Origin of the sequence: Sideroxydans lithotrophicus ES-1 (assembly GCF_000025705.1) — a bacterium.
Taxonomy (GTDB): domain Bacteria; phylum Pseudomonadota; class Gammaproteobacteria; order Burkholderiales; family Gallionellaceae; genus Sideroxyarcus; species Sideroxyarcus lithotrophicus.
Genome location: NC_013959.1, coordinates 750,202 through 774,129, shown reverse-complemented (window position 1 = coordinate 774,129; position 23,928 = coordinate 750,202). Strand labels below are relative to the sequence as shown.

23 protein-coding genes and 4 tRNA genes are annotated in these 23,928 nt (G+C 58.0%); 2 read left to right on the top strand and 25 right to left on the bottom strand.

Annotated elements, in window-relative coordinates:
• The 25 genes from rplV to radC form a co-directional block, all read right to left on the bottom strand.
• Positions 1 to 330 (bottom strand): 50S ribosomal protein L22, encoded by a 330-nt coding sequence (gene rplV, locus SLIT_RS03865; protein ID WP_013028909.1) that lies wholly within the window; start codon positions 328 to 330, stop codon positions 1 to 3.
• 9 nt (positions 331 to 339) lie between these two features.
• A complete protein-coding gene (gene rpsS / locus SLIT_RS03860) occupies positions 340 to 621 on the bottom strand; it encodes a 30S ribosomal protein S19 (protein ID WP_013028908.1) in 282 nt (93 codons plus the stop codon).
• A gap of 12 nt (positions 622 to 633) precedes the next feature.
• Complete coding sequence (rplB, locus tag SLIT_RS03855; protein ID WP_013028907.1) at positions 634 to 1,461, bottom strand: 50S ribosomal protein L2; 828 nt, start codon at positions 1,459 to 1,461, stop codon at positions 634 to 636.
• Positions 1,462 to 1,464: 3 nt separating this feature from the next.
• Complete coding sequence (gene rplW, locus SLIT_RS03850) at positions 1,465 to 1,782, bottom strand: 50S ribosomal protein L23 (RefSeq protein ID WP_013028906.1); 318 nt, start codon at positions 1,780 to 1,782, stop codon at positions 1,465 to 1,467.
• A complete protein-coding gene (gene rplD / locus SLIT_RS03845) occupies positions 1,779 to 2,399 on the bottom strand; it encodes a 50S ribosomal protein L4 (RefSeq protein ID WP_013028905.1) in 621 nt (206 codons plus the stop codon). Before rplD ends, rplW begins: the two co-directional genes overlap by 4 nt.
• Positions 2,399 to 3,043, bottom strand: coding sequence for a 50S ribosomal protein L3 (rplC, locus tag SLIT_RS03840; protein WP_013028904.1), 645 nt, complete (start codon positions 3,041 to 3,043; stop codon positions 2,399 to 2,401). Before rplC ends, rplD begins: the two co-directional genes overlap by 1 nt.
• A gap of 72 nt (positions 3,044 to 3,115) precedes the next feature.
• Positions 3,116 to 3,427, bottom strand: a complete 312-nt coding sequence (gene rpsJ / locus SLIT_RS03835; RefSeq protein ID WP_013028903.1) for a 30S ribosomal protein S10 — start codon at positions 3,425 to 3,427, stop codon at positions 3,116 to 3,118.
• 88 nt (positions 3,428 to 3,515) lie between these two features.
• Entirely contained in the window at positions 3,516 to 4,706 is a 1,191-nt protein-coding gene (gene tuf, locus SLIT_RS03830; RefSeq protein ID WP_013028891.1) for an elongation factor Tu, read from the bottom strand.
• Positions 4,707 to 4,725: 19 nt separating this feature from the next.
• Positions 4,726 to 6,822 carry an elongation factor G gene (gene fusA, locus SLIT_RS03825; protein WP_013028902.1) on the bottom strand — a complete coding sequence of 699 codons (2,097 nt, stop codon included), beginning with the start codon at positions 6,820 to 6,822 and terminating at the stop codon, positions 4,726 to 4,728.
• A gap of 42 nt (positions 6,823 to 6,864) precedes the next feature.
• Positions 6,865 to 7,335 carry a 30S ribosomal protein S7 gene (gene rpsG, locus SLIT_RS03820; protein ID WP_013028901.1) on the bottom strand — a complete coding sequence of 157 codons (471 nt, stop codon included), beginning with the start codon at positions 7,333 to 7,335 and terminating at the stop codon, positions 6,865 to 6,867.
• Positions 7,336 to 7,370: 35 nt separating this feature from the next.
• Positions 7,371 to 7,748 carry a 30S ribosomal protein S12 gene (gene rpsL / locus SLIT_RS03815; RefSeq protein ID WP_013028900.1) on the bottom strand — a complete coding sequence of 126 codons (378 nt, stop codon included), beginning with the start codon at positions 7,746 to 7,748 and terminating at the stop codon, positions 7,371 to 7,373.
• 147 nt (positions 7,749 to 7,895) lie between these two features.
• On the bottom strand, positions 7,896 to 12,113 hold the full coding sequence (rpoC, locus tag SLIT_RS03810; protein ID WP_013028899.1) for a DNA-directed RNA polymerase subunit beta': 4,218 nt from the start codon (positions 12,111 to 12,113) through the stop codon (positions 7,896 to 7,898).
• Positions 12,114 to 12,191: 78 nt separating this feature from the next.
• Entirely contained in the window at positions 12,192 to 16,262 is a 4,071-nt protein-coding gene (gene rpoB, locus SLIT_RS03805; RefSeq protein WP_013028898.1) for a DNA-directed RNA polymerase subunit beta, read from the bottom strand.
• Between the two features lie 157 nt (positions 16,263 to 16,419).
• A complete protein-coding gene (gene rplL, locus SLIT_RS03800) occupies positions 16,420 to 16,800 on the bottom strand; it encodes a 50S ribosomal protein L7/L12 (RefSeq protein WP_013028897.1) in 381 nt (126 codons plus the stop codon).
• 31 nt (positions 16,801 to 16,831) lie between these two features.
• Positions 16,832 to 17,329, bottom strand: a complete 498-nt coding sequence (rplJ, locus tag SLIT_RS03795; RefSeq protein WP_013028896.1) for a 50S ribosomal protein L10 — start codon at positions 17,327 to 17,329, stop codon at positions 16,832 to 16,834.
• A gap of 252 nt (positions 17,330 to 17,581) precedes the next feature.
• Positions 17,582 to 18,277 carry a 50S ribosomal protein L1 gene (gene rplA / locus SLIT_RS03790; RefSeq protein ID WP_013028895.1) on the bottom strand — a complete coding sequence of 232 codons (696 nt, stop codon included), beginning with the start codon at positions 18,275 to 18,277 and terminating at the stop codon, positions 17,582 to 17,584.
• A 1-nt stretch (position 18,278) separates the two neighbouring features.
• Positions 18,279 to 18,713: a 50S ribosomal protein L11 gene (gene rplK, locus SLIT_RS03785; RefSeq protein WP_013028894.1), complete on the bottom strand. Its 435-nt coding sequence runs from the start codon at positions 18,711 to 18,713 to the stop codon at positions 18,279 to 18,281.
• A 90-nt stretch (positions 18,714 to 18,803) separates the two neighbouring features.
• Positions 18,804 to 19,337 (bottom strand): transcription termination/antitermination protein NusG, encoded by a 534-nt coding sequence (nusG, locus tag SLIT_RS03780; RefSeq protein WP_013028893.1) that lies wholly within the window; start codon positions 19,335 to 19,337, stop codon positions 18,804 to 18,806.
• Positions 19,337 to 19,720, bottom strand: coding sequence for a preprotein translocase subunit SecE (gene secE / locus SLIT_RS03775; protein WP_263053162.1), 384 nt, complete (start codon positions 19,718 to 19,720; stop codon positions 19,337 to 19,339). Before secE ends, nusG begins: the two co-directional genes overlap by 1 nt.
• Positions 19,715 to 19,790, bottom strand: a tRNA-Trp gene (locus SLIT_RS03770). The genes secE and SLIT_RS03770 overlap by 6 nt, the downstream gene beginning before the upstream one ends.
• Positions 19,791 to 19,850: 60 nt before the next feature.
• Complete coding sequence (gene tuf / locus SLIT_RS03765) at positions 19,851 to 21,041, bottom strand: elongation factor Tu (protein ID WP_013028891.1); 1,191 nt, start codon at positions 21,039 to 21,041, stop codon at positions 19,851 to 19,853.
• A 42-nt stretch (positions 21,042 to 21,083) separates the two neighbouring features.
• Positions 21,084 to 21,158: transfer RNA gene (locus SLIT_RS03760), tRNA-Thr, on the bottom strand.
• A gap of 12 nt (positions 21,159 to 21,170) precedes the next feature.
• Positions 21,171 to 21,244, bottom strand: a tRNA-Gly gene (locus SLIT_RS03755).
• 43 nt (positions 21,245 to 21,287) lie between these two features.
• Positions 21,288 to 21,372 (bottom strand) — tRNA-Tyr (locus tag SLIT_RS03750).
• A gap of 161 nt (positions 21,373 to 21,533) precedes the next feature.
• Positions 21,534 to 22,208, bottom strand: coding sequence for a RadC family protein (gene radC, locus SLIT_RS03745; protein WP_013028890.1), 675 nt, complete (start codon positions 22,206 to 22,208; stop codon positions 21,534 to 21,536).
• Between the two features lie 33 nt (positions 22,209 to 22,241).
• On the opposite strand from radC, the gene coaBC reads away from it, so the two are divergent.
• Both coaBC and dut read left to right on the top strand, forming a co-directional pair.
• Positions 22,242 to 23,435 carry a bifunctional phosphopantothenoylcysteine decarboxylase/phosphopantothenate--cysteine ligase CoaBC gene (coaBC, locus tag SLIT_RS03740; RefSeq protein WP_013028889.1) on the top strand — a complete coding sequence of 398 codons (1,194 nt, stop codon included), beginning with the start codon at positions 22,242 to 22,244 and terminating at the stop codon, positions 23,433 to 23,435.
• Positions 23,432 to 23,881 (top strand): dUTP diphosphatase, encoded by a 450-nt coding sequence (gene dut / locus SLIT_RS03735; RefSeq protein ID WP_013028888.1) that lies wholly within the window; start codon positions 23,432 to 23,434, stop codon positions 23,879 to 23,881. Before coaBC ends, dut begins: the two co-directional genes overlap by 4 nt.
• Positions 23,882 to 23,928: the final 47 nt, after the last annotated feature.

The following is a 23,928-nucleotide window of genomic DNA, read 5'->3' as shown; positions in this document are numbered from 1 at the left end:
TTAGCTCCCGACGGTGATCGTAATGTGGCAGGTTTGTTTCTCGATGCTGTTGCCACGGCCCTTCGCACGCGGAATCATGCGCTTCAAAGAAGTGCCTTTGTCCACGTAGATGGTGGCGACCTTCAATTCGTCGATATCAGCGCCGTCGTTATGCTCGGCGTTGGCAATCGCGGAATCCAGTGCCTTCTTGATGATGCCACCGCCTTTTTTGGGGCTGAACGCCAGGATGTTAAGCGCTTGTGCGACCGGCAATCCGCGAATCTGGTCAGCGACCAAGCGGGCCTTTTGTGCCGACAGGCGAACTCCACGGATGACTGCTGTTGTACTCATCATGTCTCCTTATTTCTTGGCGACTGCTTTTTTATCAGCAGCGTGACCTTTGAAGGTGCGGGTCAACGAAAATTCGCCAAGCTTATGTCCAACCATGTTCTCGGAAACGTACACCGGAACATGCTGCTTTCCGTTATGCACCGCGATCGTCAAACCGACAAATTCAGGGAGCACAGTGGAGCGACGCGACCAGGTTTTCACCGGGCGCTTGTCATTGGTTGCGCGAACTGCTTCCACCTTCTTCAACAGATGCAGATCGACGAATGGACCTTTTTTAATTGAACGTGCCATATCTATTACCCCTTAAACCTGAAAGCGACGGCGCACGATCATGCCGCTAGTCCGCTTGTTGCGACGCGTACGGAAGCCCTTGGCCGGCACACCCCATGGACTGACCGGATGACGGCCTGCCGCTGTCTTGCCCTCGCCACCACCGTGAGGGTGGTCGACCGGGTTCATCACCACACCGCGCACCGTCGGGCGGATACCACGCCAGCGATTTGCACCGGCCTTGCCGATGGAACGCAGAGAATGCTCACCGTTGCCCACTTCACCAATGGTTGCACGGCAATCGATATGTACCTTGCGGATCTCGCCCGAACGCAGACGCAATTGAGCGTAACTGCCTTCACGTGCCAGCAACTGTACCGAAGCGCCTGCCGAACGCGCCAGTTGCGCACCCTTGCCGGGCAGCATCTCGATCGCGTGAATAGTGGAACCGACCGGAATGTTGCGCAACGGCAATGCATTGCCCGCCTTGATTGGCGCTTCCGAGCCGCTCATCAGCTGCGCACCGGCAAAAATACCCTTGGGAGCAATGATGTAGCGACGCTCACCATCCGCATATACCAGCAATGCCAGATGAGCAGAACGGTTCGGGTCGTATTCCAGACGCTCGACCTTGGCTGGAATGCCATCCTTGTCGCGCTTGAAGTCCACCAGGCGATAATGTTTCTTGTGCCCGCCACCCATGTGACGCGTAGTGATATGACCGTTATGGTTGCGCCCCGCCGTTCTGTTCTTTTTCTCCAGCAACGACGCTTCAGGCTTACCCTTGTGCAACTCCGGAGTGACCACGCGCACAACTGCACGAGTCCCCGGTGATGTTGGTTTGAGTTTGATCAGTGCCATGTTTTACCCCTGCTCGCTTGCAGCAAAGTTGATTTCCTGACCTGGAGCCAGACACACATAAGCCTTCTTCCAGTCCTTGCGGCTGCCCATATAGCGGCCAAAACGCTTTTGCTTTCCCTTGACGTTGCTGATCTGAACGCTGTCAACTGTAACGTTGAACAACTTTTCGACCGCCGCCTTGACTTCCGGCTTGGTCGCATCGGATGCCACACGGAAGATCACCTGCTCGTTCTTTTCCGCCACGAATGTCGCTTTTTCGGAAATCTGCGGAGCCAGCAATATGTTCAGCAAGCGCTCATCATTGAATTTTTGTGTGCTCATGCCAGCAACTCCTCGATTTTTGCAAGAGCGCCGCGTGTCACCACTACTTGCGGGAAACGCACCAGACTGACCGGATCAGCCTGATGCGCTTCGACCACCAGCACATTCGGCAGATTGCGCGACGACAAATACAGATTTTCATCCATGCTATCAGTAATGATGAGCACGCGATCCAGACCCATGGCTTTGATCTTCTGCGCCAGCAATTTTGTCTTGGGAGCATCGACCGACAGCGCATCGACCACGCTCAAACGACCATCGCGCACAAGTTGCGAATAGATGGAAGCCAGACCCGCGCGATACATCTTGCGGTTGATCTTTTGCGTGTAATTTTGATCCGGGCTGTTCGGGAAAATCTTGCCGCCTCCGCGCCACAAAGGGCTGGAAGCCATACCTGCACGCGCACGTCCGGTACCCTTCTGGGCGAACGGCTTGCGCGTGGACTTGGCGATTTCGCTACGACCTTTTTGCTTGCTGTTGGCAGAGCGGGCATTGGCTTGATAAGCCGTTACCAGCTGATGCACAAGCGTCTCGTTGTATTCACGACCGAACAGGTCGTCAGATGCGTTGATGCTCGCGCCTGCCTTGCCGTTTTCGTTGATGACTTTCAGTTCCATTATGCCCCCGCTTTCACTGCCGGACGCACGATCACGTCGCCACCGGGAGCACCCGGGACGGCGCCCATCACCAGAAGCAACTGGCGATCTGCATCGATACGAACGATTTTGAGATTTTGCACGGTACGCTGCACATCCCCCAGATGACCGGTCATGCGCTTGCCCGGGAACACGCGCCCCGGATCCTGCGCCATACCGATAGAGCCTGGCACGTTATGCGACTTGGAATTACCGTGTGTGGCGCGACCGGACTTGAAGTGGTAACGCTTGATGGTACCGGCATAGCCTTTACCGATCGTCACGCCCGTTACGTCAACTTTCTGGCCAACCTGAAACATATCCACGCCAACTTTTCCACCCAGCGTCAGGCTGGACAGTTGTTCCGGCGTAGCGGTGAATTCTTTCAGCACGCTACCAGCTTCCACGCCGGCTTTGGCAAAGTGCCCAGCCGCTGCCTTGGTCACGCGACTGGCACGACGCGTACCGTACGCGACCTGCACTGCACTGTAACCATCCGTGGCAGCAGTCTTGATTTGGGTGACACGATTGTTGGACACGTCCAGCACCGTCACCGGCAACGATGTACCGTCGTCGGTAAAGATGCGGGTCATGCCAATCTTGCGACCGACAAGTCCTAAACTCATTTTATTTCCTTTTATTAAGGGGCTGACTTCAATTGGTCAGCCGATTCGTACTGCAAAATTACCAAACTGCGATTACTGCAACTTTATCTCTACATCCACGCCAGCCGGAAGGTCCAGCTTCATCAGGGCATCCACAGTCTTATCGGTTGGATCCATGATATCCATCAGGCGCAAGTGAGTGCGGATTTCAAACTGGTCGCGCGAAGTCTTATTCACGTGCGGAGAACGCAGCACATCGATGCGCTCTATCTTGGTTGGCAAGGGAACCGGCCCCTTCACCACAGCGCCTGTACGTTTCGCCGTATCCACGATTTGCAACGCGGACTGGTCGATCAAACGATAGTCGAACGCCTTCAGGCGGATGCGAATTTTTTGACTTTGCATAATCATCTCTAGCTTCTACGCGGCATTGCCGCTGGTTTAAAGAACGAAAACGCGTGGCCGCAGCCACGCGAGGGCGCGCATTGTATGCTTACTCGATGATCTTGGCAACCACACCTGCGCCGACGGTACGACCGCCCTCGCGGATCGCGAAGCGCAAACCTTCTTCCATCGCGATCGGGTTGATCAGGTTCACCGTGATGCTGACGTTGTCGCCAGGCATCACCATTTCAGTGCCTGCCGGCAATTCAACCGCTCCGGTCACGTCGGTGGTACGGAAGTAGAACTGCGGACGGTACCCCTGGAAGAACGGGGTATGACGACCACCTTCGTCCTTGCCTAGCACGTAGATCTCGGCAGTGAACTTGGTGTGCGGGGTGATGGAGCCGGGCTTGGACAGCACTTGGCCGCGCTCGACTTCTTCACGCTTGGTGCCGCGCAGCAGTACGCCGACGTTGTCGCCCGCCTGACCCTGGTCGAGCAGTTTGCGGAACATTTCGACGCCGGTGCAGGTGGTCTTCAGGGTGGGCTTGATGCCGACGATCTCGAGTTCGTCGCCAACCTTGACGATGCCGCGCTCGATACGACCGGTCACCACGGTACCACGACCGGAGATGGAGAATACGTCTTCCACGGGCATCAGGAAGGCGCCGTCGATGGCGCGCTCCGGTGTCGGGATGTAGGTGTCCAGGGCTTCGGCCAGTTTCATGATGGCGCCTTCGCCCAGTTCGCCGGTGTCGCCTTCGACGGCTTTCAGTGCAGAGCCTTTGATGATGGGGATGTCGTCGCCAGGGAAGTCGTATTTGGACAGCAGTTCGCGCACTTCCATTTCGACCAGTTCCAGCAGTTCGGCATCATCCACCATGTCGCATTTGTTCAGGAAGACGATGATGTAAGGTACGCCAACTTGGCGTGCCAGCAGGATGTGTTCGCGGGTCTGCGGCATCGGGCCGTCGGCTGCGGATACCACGAGGATGGCGCCGTCCATCTGGGCAGCACCGGTGATCATGTTCTTGACGTAGTCGGCGTGGCCAGGGCAGTCAACGTGCGCGTAGTGGCGGGTCGCTGTCTCGTATTCGACGTGGGCGGTATTAATGGTGATACCACGCGCCTTTTCTTCCGGCGCAGCATCGATCTGGTCGTAAGCCTTGGCTTCGCCGCCAAACTTCTTCGACAATACAGTGGTGATCGCCGCTGTCAGGGTGGTCTTGCCGTGGTCTACGTGACCAATCGTCCCTACGTTCACGTGCGGCTTCGTACGTTCAAATTTGCTCTTTGCCATGATTTAGATTCTCCGAATATTATTTTTTGCTGCTCATTATTGCTTCAGCGACGCTCTTGGGTGCTTCGGTGTAGTGCTTGAATTCCATGGTGTAAGTCGCACGACCCTGAGTTGCAGAGCGCAATGCCGTCGAGTATCCGAACATCTCAGACAGCGGCACTTCCGCCTTGACGGTCTTGCCGCCACCAGGCATATCATCCATACCCTGCACCATGCCGCGGCGGGAAGACAAGTCCCCCATCACGGTACCGGTATAATCTTCCGGCGTTTCCACTTCCACCGACATCATCGGCTCCAGCAGCACCGGGCTTGCTTTGCGCATACCGTCCTTGAACGCCATGGAAGCCGCCATCTTGAAAGCGTTTTCGTTGGAATCCACATCGTGATAGGAACCATCGAACAGAGTGACCTTCACATCAACCACCGGGAAGCCAGCCAGCACACCACTAGGCAAGGATTCACGCAAACCTTTTTCCACTGCCGGAATGAACTCGCGAGGAACGGTACCACCCTTGATCGCATCGACGAACTCAAAACCCTTGCCCGTCTCGTTAGGTTCCATCTTGATCCATACGTGACCATATTGACCGCGACCACCAGTCTGCTTGGCGTACTTACCTTCAACCTCAACAGCCTTACGGATCGCCTCGCGGTAAGCCACTTGCGGGGCACCCACGTTCGCTTCCACGCCAAATTCGCGCTTCATGCGGTCAACCAGAATCTCCAGATGCAACTCACCCATACCGGACATGATGGTCTGGCCGGACTCTTCGTCGGTGCGCACGCGGAACGAAGGATCTTCCGCAGCCAGGCGGCCCAGCGCGATACCCATCTTCTCTTGGTCAACCTTGGTCTTCGGCTCCACCGCAACGTGAATCACCGGCTCCGGGAATACCATGCGCTCAAGAATAATGGGCTTATCCGGATCGCACAGCGACTCGCCAGTGGTTACATCTTTCAACCCGATACAGGCGGCAATATCGCCCGCCAGAATCTCATCAACCTCTTTACGCTCGTTTGCATGCATCTGCACGATACGGCCGATACGCTCTTTCTTGCCACGAATCGGGTTGTAAACCGTGTCGCCCTTCTGCAGCACGCCGGAATAGACGCGCACGAAGGTCAGTTGACCGACAAACGGGTCGGTCATCAGCTTGAACGCCAGCGCAGAAAACTTCTCACTGTCGTCGGCCTTGCGGGATGTCGGCTCGCCAGCCTCAGTTTCACCCGTCACATCCGGAATATCCACCGGCGACGGCAAGAACATGATCACTGCATCCAGCATGCGCTGCACACCCTTGTTCTTGAATGCGGAACCGCACAACATCGGCTGAATCTCGCAGGCGATGGTACGGGTGCGAATACCCAGAATGATCTGCTCTTCAGTCAAATCGCCATTTTCGAGATACTGATTCATCAACTCTTCGGACGCTTCGGCGGCTGTCTCGACCATCTTTGCACGCCATTCATTGGCACTCGCCACCAACTCAGCCGGAATTTCCTTGTATTCGAACTTCATGCCCTGAGAAGCTTCATCCCAGATGATGGCTCGCATCTTGATCAGATCCACAACACCAGTGAAACCTTCTTCCGCGCCAATCGGGATTACGAGCGGAACAGGATTAGCCCTCAGGCGGGTTTGCATTTGCGTAACCACCTTGAAGAAGTTCGCGCCGGTACGGTCCATCTTGTTCACAAAAGCCAGACGCGGCACCTTGTATTTGTTAGCCTGGCGCCAAACAGTCTCGGATTGCGGCTGCACACCGCCCACCGCACAATAAACCATGCACGCACCATCCAGCACGCGCATGGAACGCTCCACCTCAATGGTAAAGTCCACGTGTCCAGGCGTATCGATGATGTTGAAGCGGTGTTCAGGGAATGAGTTATCCATCCCCTTCCAGAAACAGGTGGTCGCAGCGGAGGTGATGGTGATACCACGCTCCTGCTCTTGCTCCATCCAGTCCATCGTGGCCGCACCGTCGTGCACCTCACCGATCTTGTGACTCACACCCGTATAGAACAGGATGCGCTCAGTAGTCGTAGTCTTACCCGCATCAATATGTGCACTGATGCCGATATTGCGATAGCGTTCGATGGGTGTTTTGCGTGCCACTGTATACCTAACCTTGTCTTTATACTTTTAGGGATTCGAAATTTAGAACCTGAAATGCGAGAACGCCTTGTTGGCCTCAGCCATGCGATGTACTTCTTCGCGCTTCTTGACCGCACCGCCGCGACCTTCGGAAGCGTCGATCAGCTCGCCAGCTAGGCGCATGCCCATGGACTTTTCGCCGCGCTTGCGCGCAAACTCCTTCAGCCAGCGCATCGCCAGCGCCATACGACGGGACGGACGCACTTCGACCGGAACCTGGTAGTTTGCACCACCCACGCGACGACTCTTCACTTCGACCTGAGGCTTGGCATTCGAGATTGCCTGATTGAACACCTCGATCGGATCCTTGCCGCTCTTCTTTCCGACCTGCTCCAGGGCGCCGTACAGAATGCGCTCAGCCACCGACTTCTTGCCGGCAGTCATCAGCACGTTGACGAACTTGGAAAGATCCTGATTACCGAACTTTGGATCCGGCAGAACTTCGCGCTTGGGGACTTCTCTACGTCTTGGCATATCAATACCTCAGTTATATCTGACTAATTTCTGAATTACGCTTTTTTCGGGCGCTTGGCACCGTACTTGGAACGAGACTGTTTGCGATCCTTCACGCCTGCCGTATCCAGGCTGCCGCGCACCATGTGGTAACGCACACCCGGCAAGTCTTTCACACGACCGCCGCGCAGCAACACCACACTGTGCTCTTGCAGGTTATGGCCTTCACCACCGATGTAGGAGATGACCTCAAAACCGTTGGTTAGACGCACCTTGGCGACCTTACGCAGCGCCGAGTTCGGCTTTTTCGGCGTCGTGGTGTAAACGCGTGTGCAAACACCGCGCTTTTGGGGGCTACCCGCGAGAGCCGGCACCTTGCTCTTGGTCACTTCGGCCGTACGGCCTGTGCGCACTAACTGGTTGATGGTTGGCATTGTTTATCGCTTCCTGAAAACTGTTTAAAAACTAATTAGTTAAATCTAAAAAACTGCCTTGCAAGCACATCTGCACCGACCTGTACAGAAATGCGCGGACTAAAAAGACCGCGCATTCTATTGACGAAGCAGTTTCCTGTCAAGCAACTAGACGCCTTCCTGTGCCTCTGCGGCGTCCGCCAACTCGGTCAATCCGGCTCCTTCCGCCATGTCCAGACCCAAACGCTGCTTGCGACGCAATACGTGATAGGCCAAGCCCGTACCGGCCGGAATGAGGCGACCGACGATGACGTTTTCCTTGAGACCTCGCAGATCGTCTTTCTTGCCCATGATCGCCGCCTCGGTCAGCACGCGCGTCGTTTCCTGGAAGGAAGCTGCGGAGATGAACGAATCGGTGGATAAAGATGCCTTGGTGATACCCAGCAGCATGTGCTGGAAAGTCGCCGGTTGCTTGCCTGCTGCCACCACGCGTTCGTTTTCCTGCAGCAACTCAGCACGCTCCACCTGCTCCTTCGGAATGAAGGTGGTATCGCCCTCGTCGATGATGGCGATACGGCGCAGCATCTGGCGCACGATCACCTCAATGTGCTTGTCGTTGATCTTCACGCCCTGCAGACGGTACACGTCCTGCACTTCGTCGGTGATGTACTGCGCTAGCGCTTCGATACCCAGCAAACGCAGGATATCGTGCGGATCGGCCGGACCATCCACGATCATCTCTCCCTGGTTCACCACTTGACCGTCGTGCACCAGCACATGCTTGTCCTTGGTGATCAGGAATTCATGCGCCTGACCTTCGGTATCGGTGATGACCAGACGCTGCTTGCCTTTGGTCTCCTTACCGAACGAGGCCGTACCAGTGACTTCCGCCAACATGCCTGCGTCTTTGGGCGAACGCGCCTCGAACAGCTCGGCCACGCGCGGCAGACCGCCGGTGATGTCGCGCGTCTTCGAGCTTTCCTGCGGGATGCGTGCCAGCACATCGCCGACGCCCACATGCTGGCCGTCTTCCACGGTAATGATGGAGCCCACCTGGAAGGTCACCGAGATCGGCGTTTCCGTTCCGGCGATCTTGATCTCGTGCCCGGCGTCATCCAGCAGACGCACCAGCGGACGCACACCCTTGCCGGTAGTGGAACGTTTCGGATCGATGACCACCAACGTAGACAAACCGGTCACTTCATCAATCTGCTTGGCGACGGTCGCGCCTTCTTCCACGTTCTCGAAGCGCACACGGCCTGCATATTCGGTAATGATCGGACGGGTATGCGGATCCCAGGTCGCCAGGATCTCGCCTGCACGCACAGTCTTGCCTTCGCGTTCGGTCAGGTTGGCACCGTACGGCACCTTGTGACGCTCGCGCTCACGGCCATGGTCGTCGGTCACCATCACTTCGCCGGAACGAGCCACCACCACCAGTTCGCCGCGTGCCGTGGTTACGGTGCGCATGTTCGGGCTGTACTTGATGACGCCATTGGACTTGCTTTCAACCTGGCTTGCCACCACGGTACGCGATGCCGCACCACCGATGTGGAAGGTACGCATGGTCAGCTGTGTGCCCGGCTCGCCGATGGACTGCGCAGCGATCACACCGACTGCTTCGCCCACGTTCACCAGACCGCCGCGCCCCAGATCGCGACCATAGCACTTGGCGCACAGGCCATAGCGCGTATCGCAGGTCAGCGGAGTGCGCACGCGCACCTCATCGACACCCAGTGATTCGATATGCTCGACCTTGTCTTCGTCAAGCAGAGTACCGGCTTCGTACAAAGTCTCGCTGGTTTCCGGATTAACCACATCCGCTGCCACCACGCGGCCAAGGATACGCTCGCGCAAGGCTTCGATCACTTCGCCGCCTTCGACCAGCGCCTTCATCGAACGACCGTTGGTCGTGCCGCAATCGTTTTCGGTAATGACCAGATCCTGCGTCACGTCCACCAGACGACGCGTCAGGTAGCCGGAGTTCGCCGTCTTCAACGCAGTATCCGCCAGACCCTTACGTGCACCGTGGGTGGAAATGAAGTACTGCAGCATGTTCAGGCCTTCGCGGAAGTTCGCGGTGATCGGCGTCTCGATGATGGAGCCGTCCGGCTTCGCCATCAGACCGCGCATGCCGGACAACTGACGAATCTGCGCCGCAGAACCGCGCGCGCCGGAGTCGGCCATCATGTAGATGGAGTTGAACGACTCCTGCGTGACTGCCTTGCCCTTCTTGTCGAACAGTGCTTCACCCGTTGTCAGGTCGCGCACAGGCTCAACGCCGAGTTGATCCATCATGGCCTTGGCGACCTGATCGCCGGTACGGCCCCAGATGTCCACCACCTTGTTGTAGCGCTCGCCCTGGGTCACCAGACCGGAGGTGTACTGAGTCTGGATCTCGTGCACTTCTTTTTCGGCAGCGGCGATCAGATCGTTCTTCTGTTGCGGCACCAGCATGTCGTCCACACAGATCGAGATGCCGGCGCGGGTCGCGTAGGCGAAACCGGTATACATCAACTGGTCGGCCATGATCACCGTGTCGCGCAGACCGCAACGACGGAAACTGGTGTTGATCAGGCGCGAGATCTCTTTTTTCTTCAGTGTCTTGTTCACTGCGCTGAACGGCAGGTTCGCCGGCAGAATCTCGGACAGGATGGAACGGCCCACCGTGGTCTCGTAGCGTGTCAGCTTGTCCTGCTTCTCGCCTGCTTCGTTGGTGACCACTTCCTTGATACGCACCACCACCTTGGCTTGCAGGTCCACCTGATTGGAACGGTAGGCACGCAATACTTCGGACACGTCCGCGAAGATGGAACCTTCACCGAGTGCACCGACTTTCTCGCGCGTCATGTAGTACAGCCCCAGCACGATGTCCTGCGACGGCACGATGATCGGCTCACCGTTGGCTGGAGACAGCACGTTGTTGGAGGCCAGCATCAGGGTGCGCGCTTCCATCTGCGCTTCCAGCGACAGCGGCACGTGCACAGCCATCTGGTCACCGTCGAAGTCGGCGTTGAATGCCGAGCAGACCAGCGGATGCAACTGGATGGCCTTGCCTTCGATCAGGATAGGCTCGAATGCCTGGATACCCAGACGGTGCAGCGTAGGTGCGCGGTTCAGCATCACCGGATGCTCGTGGATGACTTCCTCCAGGATATCCCACACGATAGGCTCTTCCGCCTCGACCATGCGTTTGCCGGCCTTGATCGTGGTGGCTAGCCCCATCTTTTCCAGACGCTCGAAGATGAACGGCTTGAACAGTTCCAGCGCCATCTTTTTCGGCAGACCGCACTGGTGCAGTTTCAGCTGCGGGCCCACCACGATCACTGAACGGCCGGAGTAGTCCACGCGCTTGCCCAGCAGGTTCTGACGGAAACGACCGCCCTTGCCCTTGATCATGTCGGCCAGCGATTTCAGCGGGCGCTTGTTGGCACCGGTCATGGCCTTGCCGCGACGACCGTTGTCCAGCAGCGAGTCCACGGACTCCTGCAGCATGCGCTTCTCGTTGCGCACGATGATCTCTGGTGCCTTCAGTTCCAGCAGACGCTTCAGGCGGTTGTTACGGTTGATCACGCGGCGATACAGATCGTTCAGGTCGGAAGTCGCGAAACGGCCACCATCCAGCGGCACCAGCGGACGCAATTCCGGTGGCAGCACCGGCAGCACTTCCATCACCATCCATTCCGGTTTGATGCCGGACTGCATGAACGCTTCCAGCACCTTCAGGCGCTTGGCGAATTTCTTGATCTTGGTCTCGGAACTGGTCGCTTCCAGTTCGGCGCGCAGCTTTTCGATCTCGGCCGGCACATCCAGTGCACGCAACAATGCGCGCACGCCCTCGGCACCCATCACGGCGGAGAACTCGTCGCCGTACTCTTCCAGCTTGGCAAGGTAATCGTCCTCGGACAACAGCTGACCGCGGTTCAGCGGGGTCATGCCGGGCTCGGTCACCACATAGGCTTCAAAGTACAGCACGCGTTCGATGTCGCGCAGGGTCATGTCCAGCACCATGCCCAGACGGGATGGCAGCGACTTCAGGAACCAGATATGCGCAACTGGGGAGGCCAGCTCGATGTGGCCCATGCGCTCGCGGCGTACCTTGGACAAGGTGACTTCCACGCCGCACTTTTCGCAGATCACACCGCGATGCTTGAGGCGCTTGTACTTGCCGCAAAGACATTCGTAATCCTTGACTGGCCCGAATATCTTGGCGCAGAAAAGACCGTCGCGCTCGGGCTTGAAGGTGCGGTAGTTGATGGTCTCCGGTTTCTTCACTTCGCCATAAGACCACGAACGGATCTTCTCGGGAGAGGCCAGCCCGATCTTGATCGTATCGAACTCTTCCTTCTGTGTGACCTGCTTGAATAAATCCAGCAATGCTTTCATGTTTGACTCCTTTTACTGTGCCTGCGCTTAGCAACAAAGTTACGCAATCCTCTACGCGGCGAACCGCGTGAGGAGTTGTCAGTGCCGTTCCAGATCGATATCGATACCCAAAGAGCGGATTTCCTTGGTGAGCACGTTGAACGACTCCGGCATGCCGGCATCGATCTTGTGATCGCCCTTGACGATGTTCTCGTACACCTTGGTACGTCCGTTGACGTCATCTGACTTGACCGTGAGCATCTCCTGTAGCGTGTATGCCGCACCGTATGCCTCCAGCGCCCAGACTTCCATCTCACCGAAACGTTGACCACCGAACTGCGCCTTGCCGCCCAGAGGCTGCTGCGTGACCAGGCTGTAAGGACCAGTGGAACGCGCGTGCATCTTGTCGTCGACCAGGTGGTGCAGTTTCAGCACATGCATGTAACCCACGGTAACCTTGCGATCGAAGGCATCGCCGGTGCGTCCGTCGTACAGCTGGATCTGGCCGGAACGCGGCAGATCGGCCAGCTCCAGCAGATCCTTGATCTCTTCTTCGCTGGCTCCGTCGAACACGGGGGTCGCGAATGGCACACCGGCCTTCAGGTTGCGGCACAACTCGACAACCTCCTCGTCGGTGAAAGTCGCGATCTCGTCGGCCTGGTCGCCCTTGTATATCTTGCCGAGGAATTTGCGCACATCGGCGATCTTGGCCTCAGCTTCCAGCATCTGGTTGATCTTCTTGCCCAGCCCCTTGGCCGCCCAGCCCAAGTGCACTTCCAGCACCTGTCCGATGTTCATACGCGACGGCACGCCCAGCGGGTTCAGCACCACTTCCACCGGCGTACCGTCGGCCATGCGCGGCATGTCTTCCACCGGCACGATGCGTGACACCACACCCTTGTTTCCGTGGCGACCCGCCATCTTGTCGCCGGGCTGCAGGCGGCGTTTAACCGCCACATACACCTTGACCATCTTCTGCACGCCGGCTTGCAACTCGTCGCCCTGGGTCAGTTTCTTTTTCTTCAGTTCGAACGCCGCATCGAATTCCACACGCTTCTGTGCCAGCGCTTCCTTGACTTGCTCCATCTGCGCAGCCACCTCATCGTCGGCAACGCGGATATCGAACCACTGGTGGTGCTCGATGCTGTGCAGGTATTCCTTGTTCAGCTTGGTACCCTTGGCCAGTTTCTTCGGACCGCCATTGGCGACCTTGTTGTGCAGCAACTTCTCCAGACGGGCAAACAAGTCAGCCTCGACGATACGCATCTGGTCGGCCAGGTCTTTCTTGTAGCGCGACAGTTCATCGTCGATGATCTGTTGCGCGCGCTTGTCGCGTTGCAAGCCTTCGCGGGTGAACACTTGCACGTCGATGACGGTACCGGAGATGCCGGCCTTCACGCGCAAGCTGGTGTCCTTCACATCGGAAGCCTTCTCGCCGAAGATCGCGCGCAGCAGTTTCTCTTCCGGCGTCAGTTGCGTCTCGCCCTTGGGGGTAACCTTGCCCACCAGCACGTCACCCACGCCGACTTCGGCGCCGATATGCACGATGCCGCACTCGTCCAGACGCGCCATCTGCGCTTCCGACAGGTTCGGGATGTCGCGGGTAATTTCTTCGGTGCCCAGCTTGGTGTCGCGAGCCATCACCGTCAACTCTTCGATATGGATCGAAGTGAAACGGTCTTCCGCGACCACGCGCTCGGAAATCAGGATCGAGTCCTCGAAGTTGTAGCCGTTCCACGGCATGAATGCGATCATCATGTTCTGACCCAGCGCCAATTCGCCCATGTCAGTCGAAGCTCCGTCAGCCACCACGTCGCCGCGGGCGATCACATCGCCCACGCGCACCAGCGGACGCTGGTTGATGTTGGTGTTCTGGTTGGAACGGGTGTACTTGGTCAGGTTGTAGATGTCCACGCCGACTTCGCCCGCGGTGGTTTCGTCGTCGTTGACGCGCACCACGATACGGCCGGAATCCACATAGTCCACGCGACCGCCGCGCCAGGCTTGTACAGCCGTACCGGAGTCGACCGCCACGGTGCGCTCGATACCGGTACCGACCAATGCCTTCTCGGCACGCAGCACAGGCACTGCCTGGCGTTGCATGTTGGCGCCCATCAAGGCACGGTTCGCGTCATCGTGCTCCAGGAACGGAATCAGCGAAGCAGCCACGGACACCACCTGTGCCGGCGCCACGTCCATGTATTCCAGCTTGTCCGGCTCGGCCAGCACGAACTCGTTGTGTTGACGTGCAGACACGATGTCGTTGGTGAAGTGGCCCTTCTTGTCCAGTTCGGCATTCGCCTGCGCGATGGTGAACTTGCCTTCTTCGATCGCAGACAGGTAGTCCACGTCGTCAGTGGCGCGGCTCTTCACTACGCGGCGATACGGCGTCTCGATGAAGCCGTATTCGTTGGTGCGCGCATACAGCGCCAGCGAGTTGATCAGGCCGATGTTCGGACCTTCCGGTGTCTCGATCGGGCACACGCGGCCATAGTGGGTCGGGTGCACGTCGCGCACTTCGAAGCCGGCGCGCTCACGGGTCAGACCGCCCGGTCCCAGCGCAGAAATACGACGCTTGTGCGTCACTTCCGCCAGCGGGTTGGTCTGGTCCATGAACTGCGACAGTTGCGACGAACCGAAGAACTCCTTGACTGCAGCGGAGATCGGCTTGGCGTTGATCAGGTCGTGCGGCATCAGGTTGTCGGCTTCGGCCTGGCCCAGACGCTCCTTGACGGCGCGCTCGACACGAGCCAGACCGGTACGGAACTGGTTCTCGGCCAATTCGCCCACGGCGCGCACGCGGCGGTTACCCAGGTGGTCGATGTCGTCGATCTCGCCGCGACCGTTGCGCAACTCGACCAGGATGCGGATCACTTCCACGATGTCTTCGTTGGACAGAGTGACAGCACCAGTCAACTCCTCGCGACCCACGCGGCGATTGAACTTCATGCGACCGACTGCCGACAGGTCATAGCGATCTTCGTTGAAGAACAAGCCGTTGAACAACGCCTCCACTGCATCTTCGGTGGGCGGCTCGCCGGGACGCATCATGCGGTAGATAGCCACGCGCGCCGTCCACTGGTCAGTCGTCTCGTCGGTACGCAAGGTCTGCGAAATGAAACCGCCCTGGTCCAAGTCGTTGGTGTACAGCGTATTGATCTTGGCGATACCCGCAGCTTCCAGCTTGTCCAGCAAAGTCTCGGTGATCTCGTCGTTGGCATTGGCGATGATCTCGCCGCTGTCCTTGTCCACGATGTTGTGCGCCAATACCCGGCCAACCAGAAAATCCGTACCCACGGTCAGCTTGTCGATGCCGGCCTCCTGCATCTCGCGGATATGGCGCACGGTGATGCGCTTATCCTTGGCGACGATGAGCTTGCCGCCCTTGCCTTCGATATCGAAGCGCGCAATCTCGCCGCGCAAGCGCTCTGGCACCACCTCGAACTGGATGCCCTTCTTACCGAAATGGAAGGTATCGAACTGGAAGAACATCTGCAGGATCTGTTCCGGTGTATAGCCCAGCGACTTCAGCAGGATCGTCACCGGCATCTTGCGGCGGCGGTCGATACGGAAGTAGACGTAATCCTTGGCGTCGAACTCGAAGTCCAGCCACGAACCACGGTAGGGAATCACGCGCGCGGAGAACAGCAGCTTGCCGGAAGAGTGGGTCTTGCCGCGGTCATGCTCGAAGAACACGCCGGGAGAACGGTGCAACTGCGAGACGATCACGCGCTCGGTGCCGTTGATCACGAACGAGCCGGTATTGGTCATCAACGGGATCTCGCCCATATAGACTTCCTGCTCCTTCACCTCCTTCACGGTCGGCTTGGAGGCTTCCTTGTCCAGAATGGTCAGGCGCACACGAGCACGCAACGGCGAAGCATAGGTCAAACCGCGTTGCTGGCATTCACGCACATCGAACGGCGGCATACCCAGCGTATAGCTGACGAAGTCCAGGCGCGCGAACTTGGTGTGGCTCTCGATCGGGAAGATGGAATTGAAGGCGGCTTGCAGGCCTTCGTTCTTGCGTTGTTCGGGTGCGACCCACGCCTGCAGGAAATCGCTGTAGGATTCCAACTGGGTGGACAACAAAAACGGCACCGGCAAAGCGCCGACGCGCTTCGCAAAACTTTTACGAATACGTTTTTTTTCGGTAAAAGAATAGCTCATGATATCTCCACTACAGAAGGAAAAGGTAAGGGACAATCGGCGCTCGCGCACCGCTTAACCATTAACTTCTACACAGCCGAACACAAAATCCCGTTTAGTATCCAGAAGCGGCAAAAGGCTGACGGTTTTCCCGTCAGCCTCTCTGCAAACACTGTACTTACTTGACTTCAGCGGTTGCGCCAGCTTCGATCAGTTGCTTGGCGATCGCGTCAGCATCGGCTTTGCTGATGCCTTCCTTGACCACCTTCGGTGCGCCGTCAACCAGATCCTTGGCTTCTTTCAGGCCCAGGCCGGTGATGGTGCGAACGACCTTGATCACGTTCACCTTCTGGTCGCCAGCGGACTTCAGGGTCACAGTGAACTCGGTCTGCTCAGCCGCAGCAGCAGCGCCACCAGCAGCAGCGCCACCAGCAGCAGGAGCAGCCATCGCTGCAGCGGATACGCCGAACTTCTCTTCGACAGCCTTCACCAGTTCGTTCAATTCCAGCACGGACATGCTGTCCAGTGCGGCCAAAAATGCGTCTTTATCGAATGCCATGTTGTTCTTCCTAAATTGAATGATTGATTAGTTAAGCAGCAGCGCCGGCCTTCTTCTCGGACAGGGCTTTCAGTACGATAGCCATGCTCGTGATCGGCGACTTCATGACGCCCAGCAACTGCGCCAGCAACACTTCCTTGCTCGGCACGCTAGCCAGTGCGGAAACCGCAGCCGCATCCAGGACCTTGCCATTGTAGGCGCCGCCCTTGATGACCAGCTTATCGTTCGTCTTGGCGAATTCGTACACCACCTTCGCAGCAGCGACCGCATCTGCGCTCATGCTGTACATCAGCGGACCGACCATCTTGTCCGCCAATCCCTCGAAGGAAGTGCCCTGCACCGCACGACGCGCCAGCGTGTTCTTCAACACATGCAGATACACCCCGTTCTTGCGTGCGTTGGCACGCAAGGAGGTGATATCGGCGACTGGAATGCCGCGGTACTCAGCCACGACGATGGTCTGGGCCTGCGCCACTTGTGCGCTGACTTCCGCGACCACTGCCTGCTTTTCTTGCAGATTAAGAGCCAAAGTCTTTCTCCATCTTCATAATCGGATATCGGTTAAGACACCCGGGTTAACGACCGCGTCCTCAAGACAGGAGAAAACAACAACCATTCCTGCTCGCGGGCACACCATCTGCGTGGGCCGATGCAACTGCCATCGATTAAGCTTCCAGCCAACTTCGCCTTCGGCGCCTACGGTCTTTGATGCTGCCAGCCACGCCAGCAGTCCAAAGAACAAAGGCAGCAGAGACCTGTCTCCGCCGCCAGATTCAAAACATCAAGCTACCAGACTAGCCTGTTCGACGCGAATACCGACACCCATGGTGCTGGAGATCGCGACCTTCTTCAGGTAGACACCTTTGGAAGTTGCAGGCTTGGCCTTGTTCAACGCATCAATCAAAGCCAGCATGTTTTCGCGTAGCGCTTCCGGCGCGAACGAAGCGCGACCGATGGTGCACTGCACGATGCCGTTCTTGTCGGTGCGGTATTGCACCTGACCGGCCTTGGCGTTCTTTACTGCGCCCGCCACATCGGCAGTGACCGTACCCACCTTGGGGTTAGGCATCAGACCGCGCGGACCGAGGATCTGGCCCAGCTGGCCGACGATACGCATCGCATCCGGGGAAGCGATCACTACGTCGAAATCCATCTTGCCAGCCTTGATGCTTTCGGCCAGATCGTCGAAACCGACGATGTCGGCGCCAGCCGCCTTGGCTTCTTCAGCCTTGGCGCCCTGCGCAAATACAGCGACGCGCATGGTCTTGCCGGTACCCTTGGGCAACACCACGGAGCCGCGCACCAGCTGGTCGGACTTCTTGGCATCGATGCCCAGGTTCACTGCCACGTCGATGGACTCGTCGAACTTGGCCTTGGCTGTCTCTTTCACCAACTTGAGCGCTTCATCCAGCGCGTACAGCTTGTTGCGATCGACCTTGGCGGCCAGCGCCTTATAACGTTTGGAAACTTGTGCCATGTTATTTCACCCCTTCCACGGTAATACCCATGCTGCGCGCGCTACCGGCGATGGTGCGCACTGCGGCATCCAGGTCAGCTGCCGTCAGGTCAGGCTGCTTGGCTTTGGCGATATCTTCCGCCTGTTTGCGGGTCAGTTTGCCGACCTTGTCCGTATGCGGCGTCTTGCTGCCTTTTTGCACGCCGGCAGCCTTCTTGATCAGAATGGTCGCGGGAGGAGTCTTCATCACGAAGGTGAAGCTCTTGTCCGCGAAGGCGGTGATCACCACCGGGATCGGCAGACCTGGCTCGACACCCTGGGTCTGGGCGTTGAACGCCTTGCAGAATTCCATGATGTTCAGGCCGCGCTGACCGAGCGCCGGGCCGATAGGAGGACTTGGATTGGCCTTACCGGCCGGGACTTGCAGCTTGATATAGCCGACGATTTTCTTTGCCACGTTGCTACTCCTTACTTAGTGGGTTAAACGCATACCGCAATTGCTCCGATACGCTCCCCGTTTGTCATGCCGGAACCCCGGCGCTCAATATCAGGCTTTCTCGACTTGCCCGAAATTCAGTTCCACTGGTGTCGATCGACCGAAAATGGTGACCGCGACCCGCAGTTTGCTCTTGTCGTAATTGACATCTTCCACCATGCCGTGGAAATCCGTGAACGGACCTTCCTTGACGCGTACCGCCTCGCCCACCTCGAACAGCACCTTGGGGCGCGGCTTCTCCACGCCAGCCTGCATCTGCTGCATGATGTTGTCGACTTCCTTCTGGCTGATAGGCGTCGGTTTCATTGCCGATCCACCGAGAAAACCGGTGACCTTGGGGGTATTCTTCACCAAGTGCCAGCTCTCGTCGGTCATCTCCATCTCGACCAGCACGTAGCCCGGGAAAAACTTGCGCTCACTGATGTTCTTCTGCCCAGACTTCAGCTCGACCACTTCTTCCACTGGAACAAGTATCTGTCCGAACAGGTCTTCCATGCCTTCGCGCGCGATACGTTCCAGCAAAGCACGCTGTACGCTTTTCTCGAACTGCGAGTACGTATGCACCACATACCAACGCTTGGCCATCACTCACTCCGTCCCATCAATTTATTGACGATCACCATCAGACTCGCATCCACTGCCCACAGGAACAGCGCCATCACCACCGCAAACAGAACAACCACAGCCGTAGTCTGTATCGTCTCTTTACGCGACGGCCATACCACCCGCTTGGCTTCAGCCACCGAGTCACTGGCGAAGCTGAAGAACAGCTTGCCGGACGCGGTCGTCCAGAACACACCCGCTGCCAGCATCACGCCAAGCAGCACCGACAGCACACGCAACACTTCCGCGCTATTCTGCAATGCATAAAAGCCGGCCACCCCCGCCGCAACGAGCATGAAGGCAACCAGCAATTTGATCTTGTCAGCCATGTATGAACTGTCCGTTTCTACTTTACTAACTGGCAGGCCAGGAGGGTCTCGAACCCCCAACCCTCGGTTTTGGAGACCGATACTCTACCAATTGAGCTACTGGCCTATAAACCTGCAAATGACGACGGCGGAGCGAATCGCTTCGCTCCGCCAGCATCGCTATTACTTACTCGATGATCTTGGCAACCACACCTGCGCCGACGGTACGACCGCCTTCGCGGATCGCGAAGCGCAGGCCTTCTTCCATCGCGATCGGGTTGATCAGGTTCACCGTGATGCTGACGTTGTCGCCAGGCATCACCATTTCAGTGCCTGCCGGCAGTTCAACCGCTCCGGTCACGTCGGTGGTACGGAAGTAGAACTGCGGACGGTACCCCTGGAAGAACGGGGTATGACGACCACCTTCGTCCTTGCCTAGCACGTAGATCTCGGCAGTGAACTTGGTGTGCGGGGTGATGGAGCCGGGCTTGGACAGCACTTGGCCGCGCTCGACTTCTTCACGCTTGGTGCCGCGCAGCAGTACGCCGACGTTGTCGCCCGCCTGACCCTGGTCGAGCAGTTTGCGGAACATTTCGACGCCGGTGCAGGTGGTCTTCAGGGTGGGCTTGATGCCGACGATCTCGAGTTCGTCGCCAACCTTGACGATGCCGCGCTCGATACGACCGGTCACCACGGTACCACGACCGGAGATGGAGAATACGTCTTCCACGGGCATCAGGAAGGCGCCGTCGATGGCGCGCTCCGGTGTCGGGATGTAGGTGTCCAGGGCTTCGGCCAGTTTCATGATGGCGCCTTCGCCCAGTTCGCCGGTGTCGCCTTCGACGGCTTTCAGTGCAGAGCCTTTGATGATGGGGATGTCGTCGCCAGGGAAGTCGTATTTGGACAGCAGTTCGCGCACTTCCATTTCGACCAGTTCCAGCAGTTCGGCATCATCCACCATGTCGCATTTGTTCAGGAAGACGATGATGTAAGGTACGCCAACCTGGCGTGCCAGCAGGATGTGTTCGCGGGTCTGCGGCATCGGGCCGTCGGCTGCGGATACCACGAGGATGGCGCCGTCCATCTGGGCAGCACCGGTGATCATGTTCTTGACGTAGTCGGCGTGGCCAGGGCAGTCAACGTGCGCGTAGTGGCGGGTCGCTGTCTCGTATTCGACGTGGGCGGTATTAATGGTGATACCACGCGCCTTTTCTTCCGGCGCAGCATCGATCTGGTCGTAAGCCTTGGCTTCGCCGCCAAACTTCTTCGACAATACAGTGGTGATCGCCGCTGTCAGGGTGGTCTTGCCGTGGTCTACGTGACCAATCGTCCCTACATTTACGTGCGGCTTCGTACGTTCAAATTTGCTCTTTGCCATGATTTATCCTCTATCAATGCCAAACATCAGTTCACAAAAAAATGGTGCCCATGGTGAGAATCGGACTCACGACCTCTCCCTTACCAAGGGAGTGCTCTACCACTGAGCCACATGGGCAAGCTATAAAACTGGAGCGGGAGAAGGGAATCGAACCCTCGTCATAAGCTTGGAAGGCTTCAGCTCTACCATTGAGCTACTCCCGCAAAAACACAACACCAGCCCACTAAAACAGCAAAACGCCAAATCTGGTGGAGGGGGAAGGATTCGAACCTTCGTACTCTGAGAGGGCAGATTTACAGTCTGCTGCCTTTAACCACTCGGCCACCCCTCCATTAAAGAGCGCGCGATTATCCAGATAACCGCACACATTGTCAAAGGGAATCTACGGATTTTAGCAAGAAGCGAGCCACATTTGCCCGGATTGGGACCGCATGGGCAAGCCAGACCTGGCTACAGAACTCATGCCCGCACACGGGAAAGGCCGTTCAATTCTCACAACATGCCTTTTTCAGCAAACGACAGGCAGGCCGCCCCTGCCACGATGAAATGATCCAACACTCTTACATCCACAAGCCGCAATGCCTGCATCAATGCATCGGTGAGCAACTGGTCGGACTGACTCGGCTCCGCCACCCCGGAAGGATGGTTGTGCGCGAAGATCAACGCCGCCGCGTTGTGATGCAAAGCGCGCTTCACCACCTCGCGCGGATATACACTGGTCTGGGTCAGGGTCCCCTGAAACAACTCCTCCGCGCAGATCACCCGATGCTGCGCATCCACGAAGATGGCTACGAACACTTCCTGTTGGCGGGAACGCAACAAAAGTTGCAGATACTCGCGCACAGCTCGCGGCGAATTCAACACGTCGCCGGACTGCATCTCCTCCCGTAGCGCGCGCCGCGACATCTCCACCACCGCCTGCAATTGCACGAATTTCGCCCTCCCCATCCCGTGGATGTCGCAAAAATCCTTCTCGCTTGCCGCGAACATCCGAGTCAGACTGCCGAACCGTACCAGCAGATCACGCGCCAGATCGACAGCACTCATGCCGACCACGCCTGTGCGCAGGAAGATTGCCAGCAATTCGGCGTCCGACAAAGCAGCCGCGCCACGCTGCAATAGTTTTTCGCGCGGGCGCTCGCCTTCCGCCCAATCCGTAATCGCCATCGCAATCACTTTCTTGTTAAGATGCACGGCATTATGGAGCAAGCCCAGACAAAACGCATCGTGCTCGGCATCACCGGCGGCATCGCTGCCTACAAGGCGGCGGAACTGGCACGTTTGCTGGTGAAGCAAGGTATCGCGGTACAGGTGGCGATGACGGAAGCAGCGACGCATTTCATCACGCCCGCCACGATGCAGGCACTTACCGGCAACCCGGTGCTGGTCAACCAGTGGCAGGATGACAAGGGCATGGCACACATCCAGACCAGCCGCGTCGCCGATGCCATCGTGATCGCGCCTGCCACGGCGGATTTCATCGCCAAGCTGGCGCTAGGACTGGCCGACGACCTGCTGTCCACCCTGTGTCTGGCACGCAACTGCCCTTTGCTGGTCGCGCCGGCGATGAACAAGCAGATGTGGTCGAACCCAGCCACCCAGCGCAACATTCAAAGACTCGTTGCCGACGGCATGACCGTGCTGGGACCGGCGAACGGCGCGCAAGCCTGCGGCGAAGAGGGCATGGGCCGGATGCTGGAAGCCGAACAACTGGCGCAGGACATAGCCGCGGCATTCCGACCCAAGCTGCTTGCCGGCCGAAAAGTGCTCATCACCGCCGGACCGACTTACGAAGCCATCGACGCAGTGCGCGGCATCACCAACCGCAGCAGCGGCAAGATGGGCTATGCGGTTGCAACTGCGGCACTGGAACTGGGCGCCGAAGTCATGCTGGTATCCGGACCGACGTCCCTGCCCAGGCCCGCTGGCACGCAGCTGATAGACGTCACCAGCGCATCCGAGATGTTCGACGCCGTGAAGCAGCATGCAAGCCGTTCCGACATGTTCATCGGCGTGGCCGCAGTGGCCGATTACCGCGTGGCGCAGCCCAGCAAGCAAAAGATCAAGAAGAGCGATGCCGCGCTGACACTGGAACTCATTCCCAATCCCGACATTCTTGCCTACGTCGCCAGCCTGCCCAAGCCGCCTTTCTGCGTGGGCTTCGCGGCGGAAAGCGAAAAACTGGCCGAACATGCCGGAGCCAAACGCAAGAAGAAGAACATCCCGCTGCTGGCCGCCAACCTGGCGCAAAACGCCATCGGCAACGACGACAACGAGCTGGTATTGTTCGACGAGTCAGGCGAGCACGCGCTGCCGCGTGCCGATAAACTCACCCTGGCACGTGCACTGATGCGCCACGCCGTCGCTCTTTACATGAAAGGAAACAGGAAATGAAAAAAGTGGATGTAAAGGTACTGGACCCCCGCCTGCATGAACACCCGCCCGCTTATGCCACACCCGGCTCGGCCGGCATCGACCTGCGCGCCTGCATCGACGGCAGCATGACCATCCAGCCGGGGCAGTGCGAACTCATTCCCAGCGGCATCGCCCTGCATCTGAACGACCCGCACTATGCGGCGATGATCCTGCCGCGCTCGGGCCTGGGCCACAAACATGGCATCGTGCTGGGCAATCTGGTCGGCCTGATCGACTCGGACTACCAGGGACAGATCTTCATCTCCATCTGGAACCGCGGCCACCATCCGTTCGCGCTGATGCCGATGGAGCGCATCGCACAACTCGTGATCGTCCCGGTGGCACAGGTGCAATTCAACATCGTGGAGGATTTCCCGATGAGCCAGCGCGGAGCCAACGGCTTCGGCAGCACCGGCAAACACTGACCCGCCAAAATGAAAAGCCCGCTTGCGCGGGCTTTTCATGCAACATC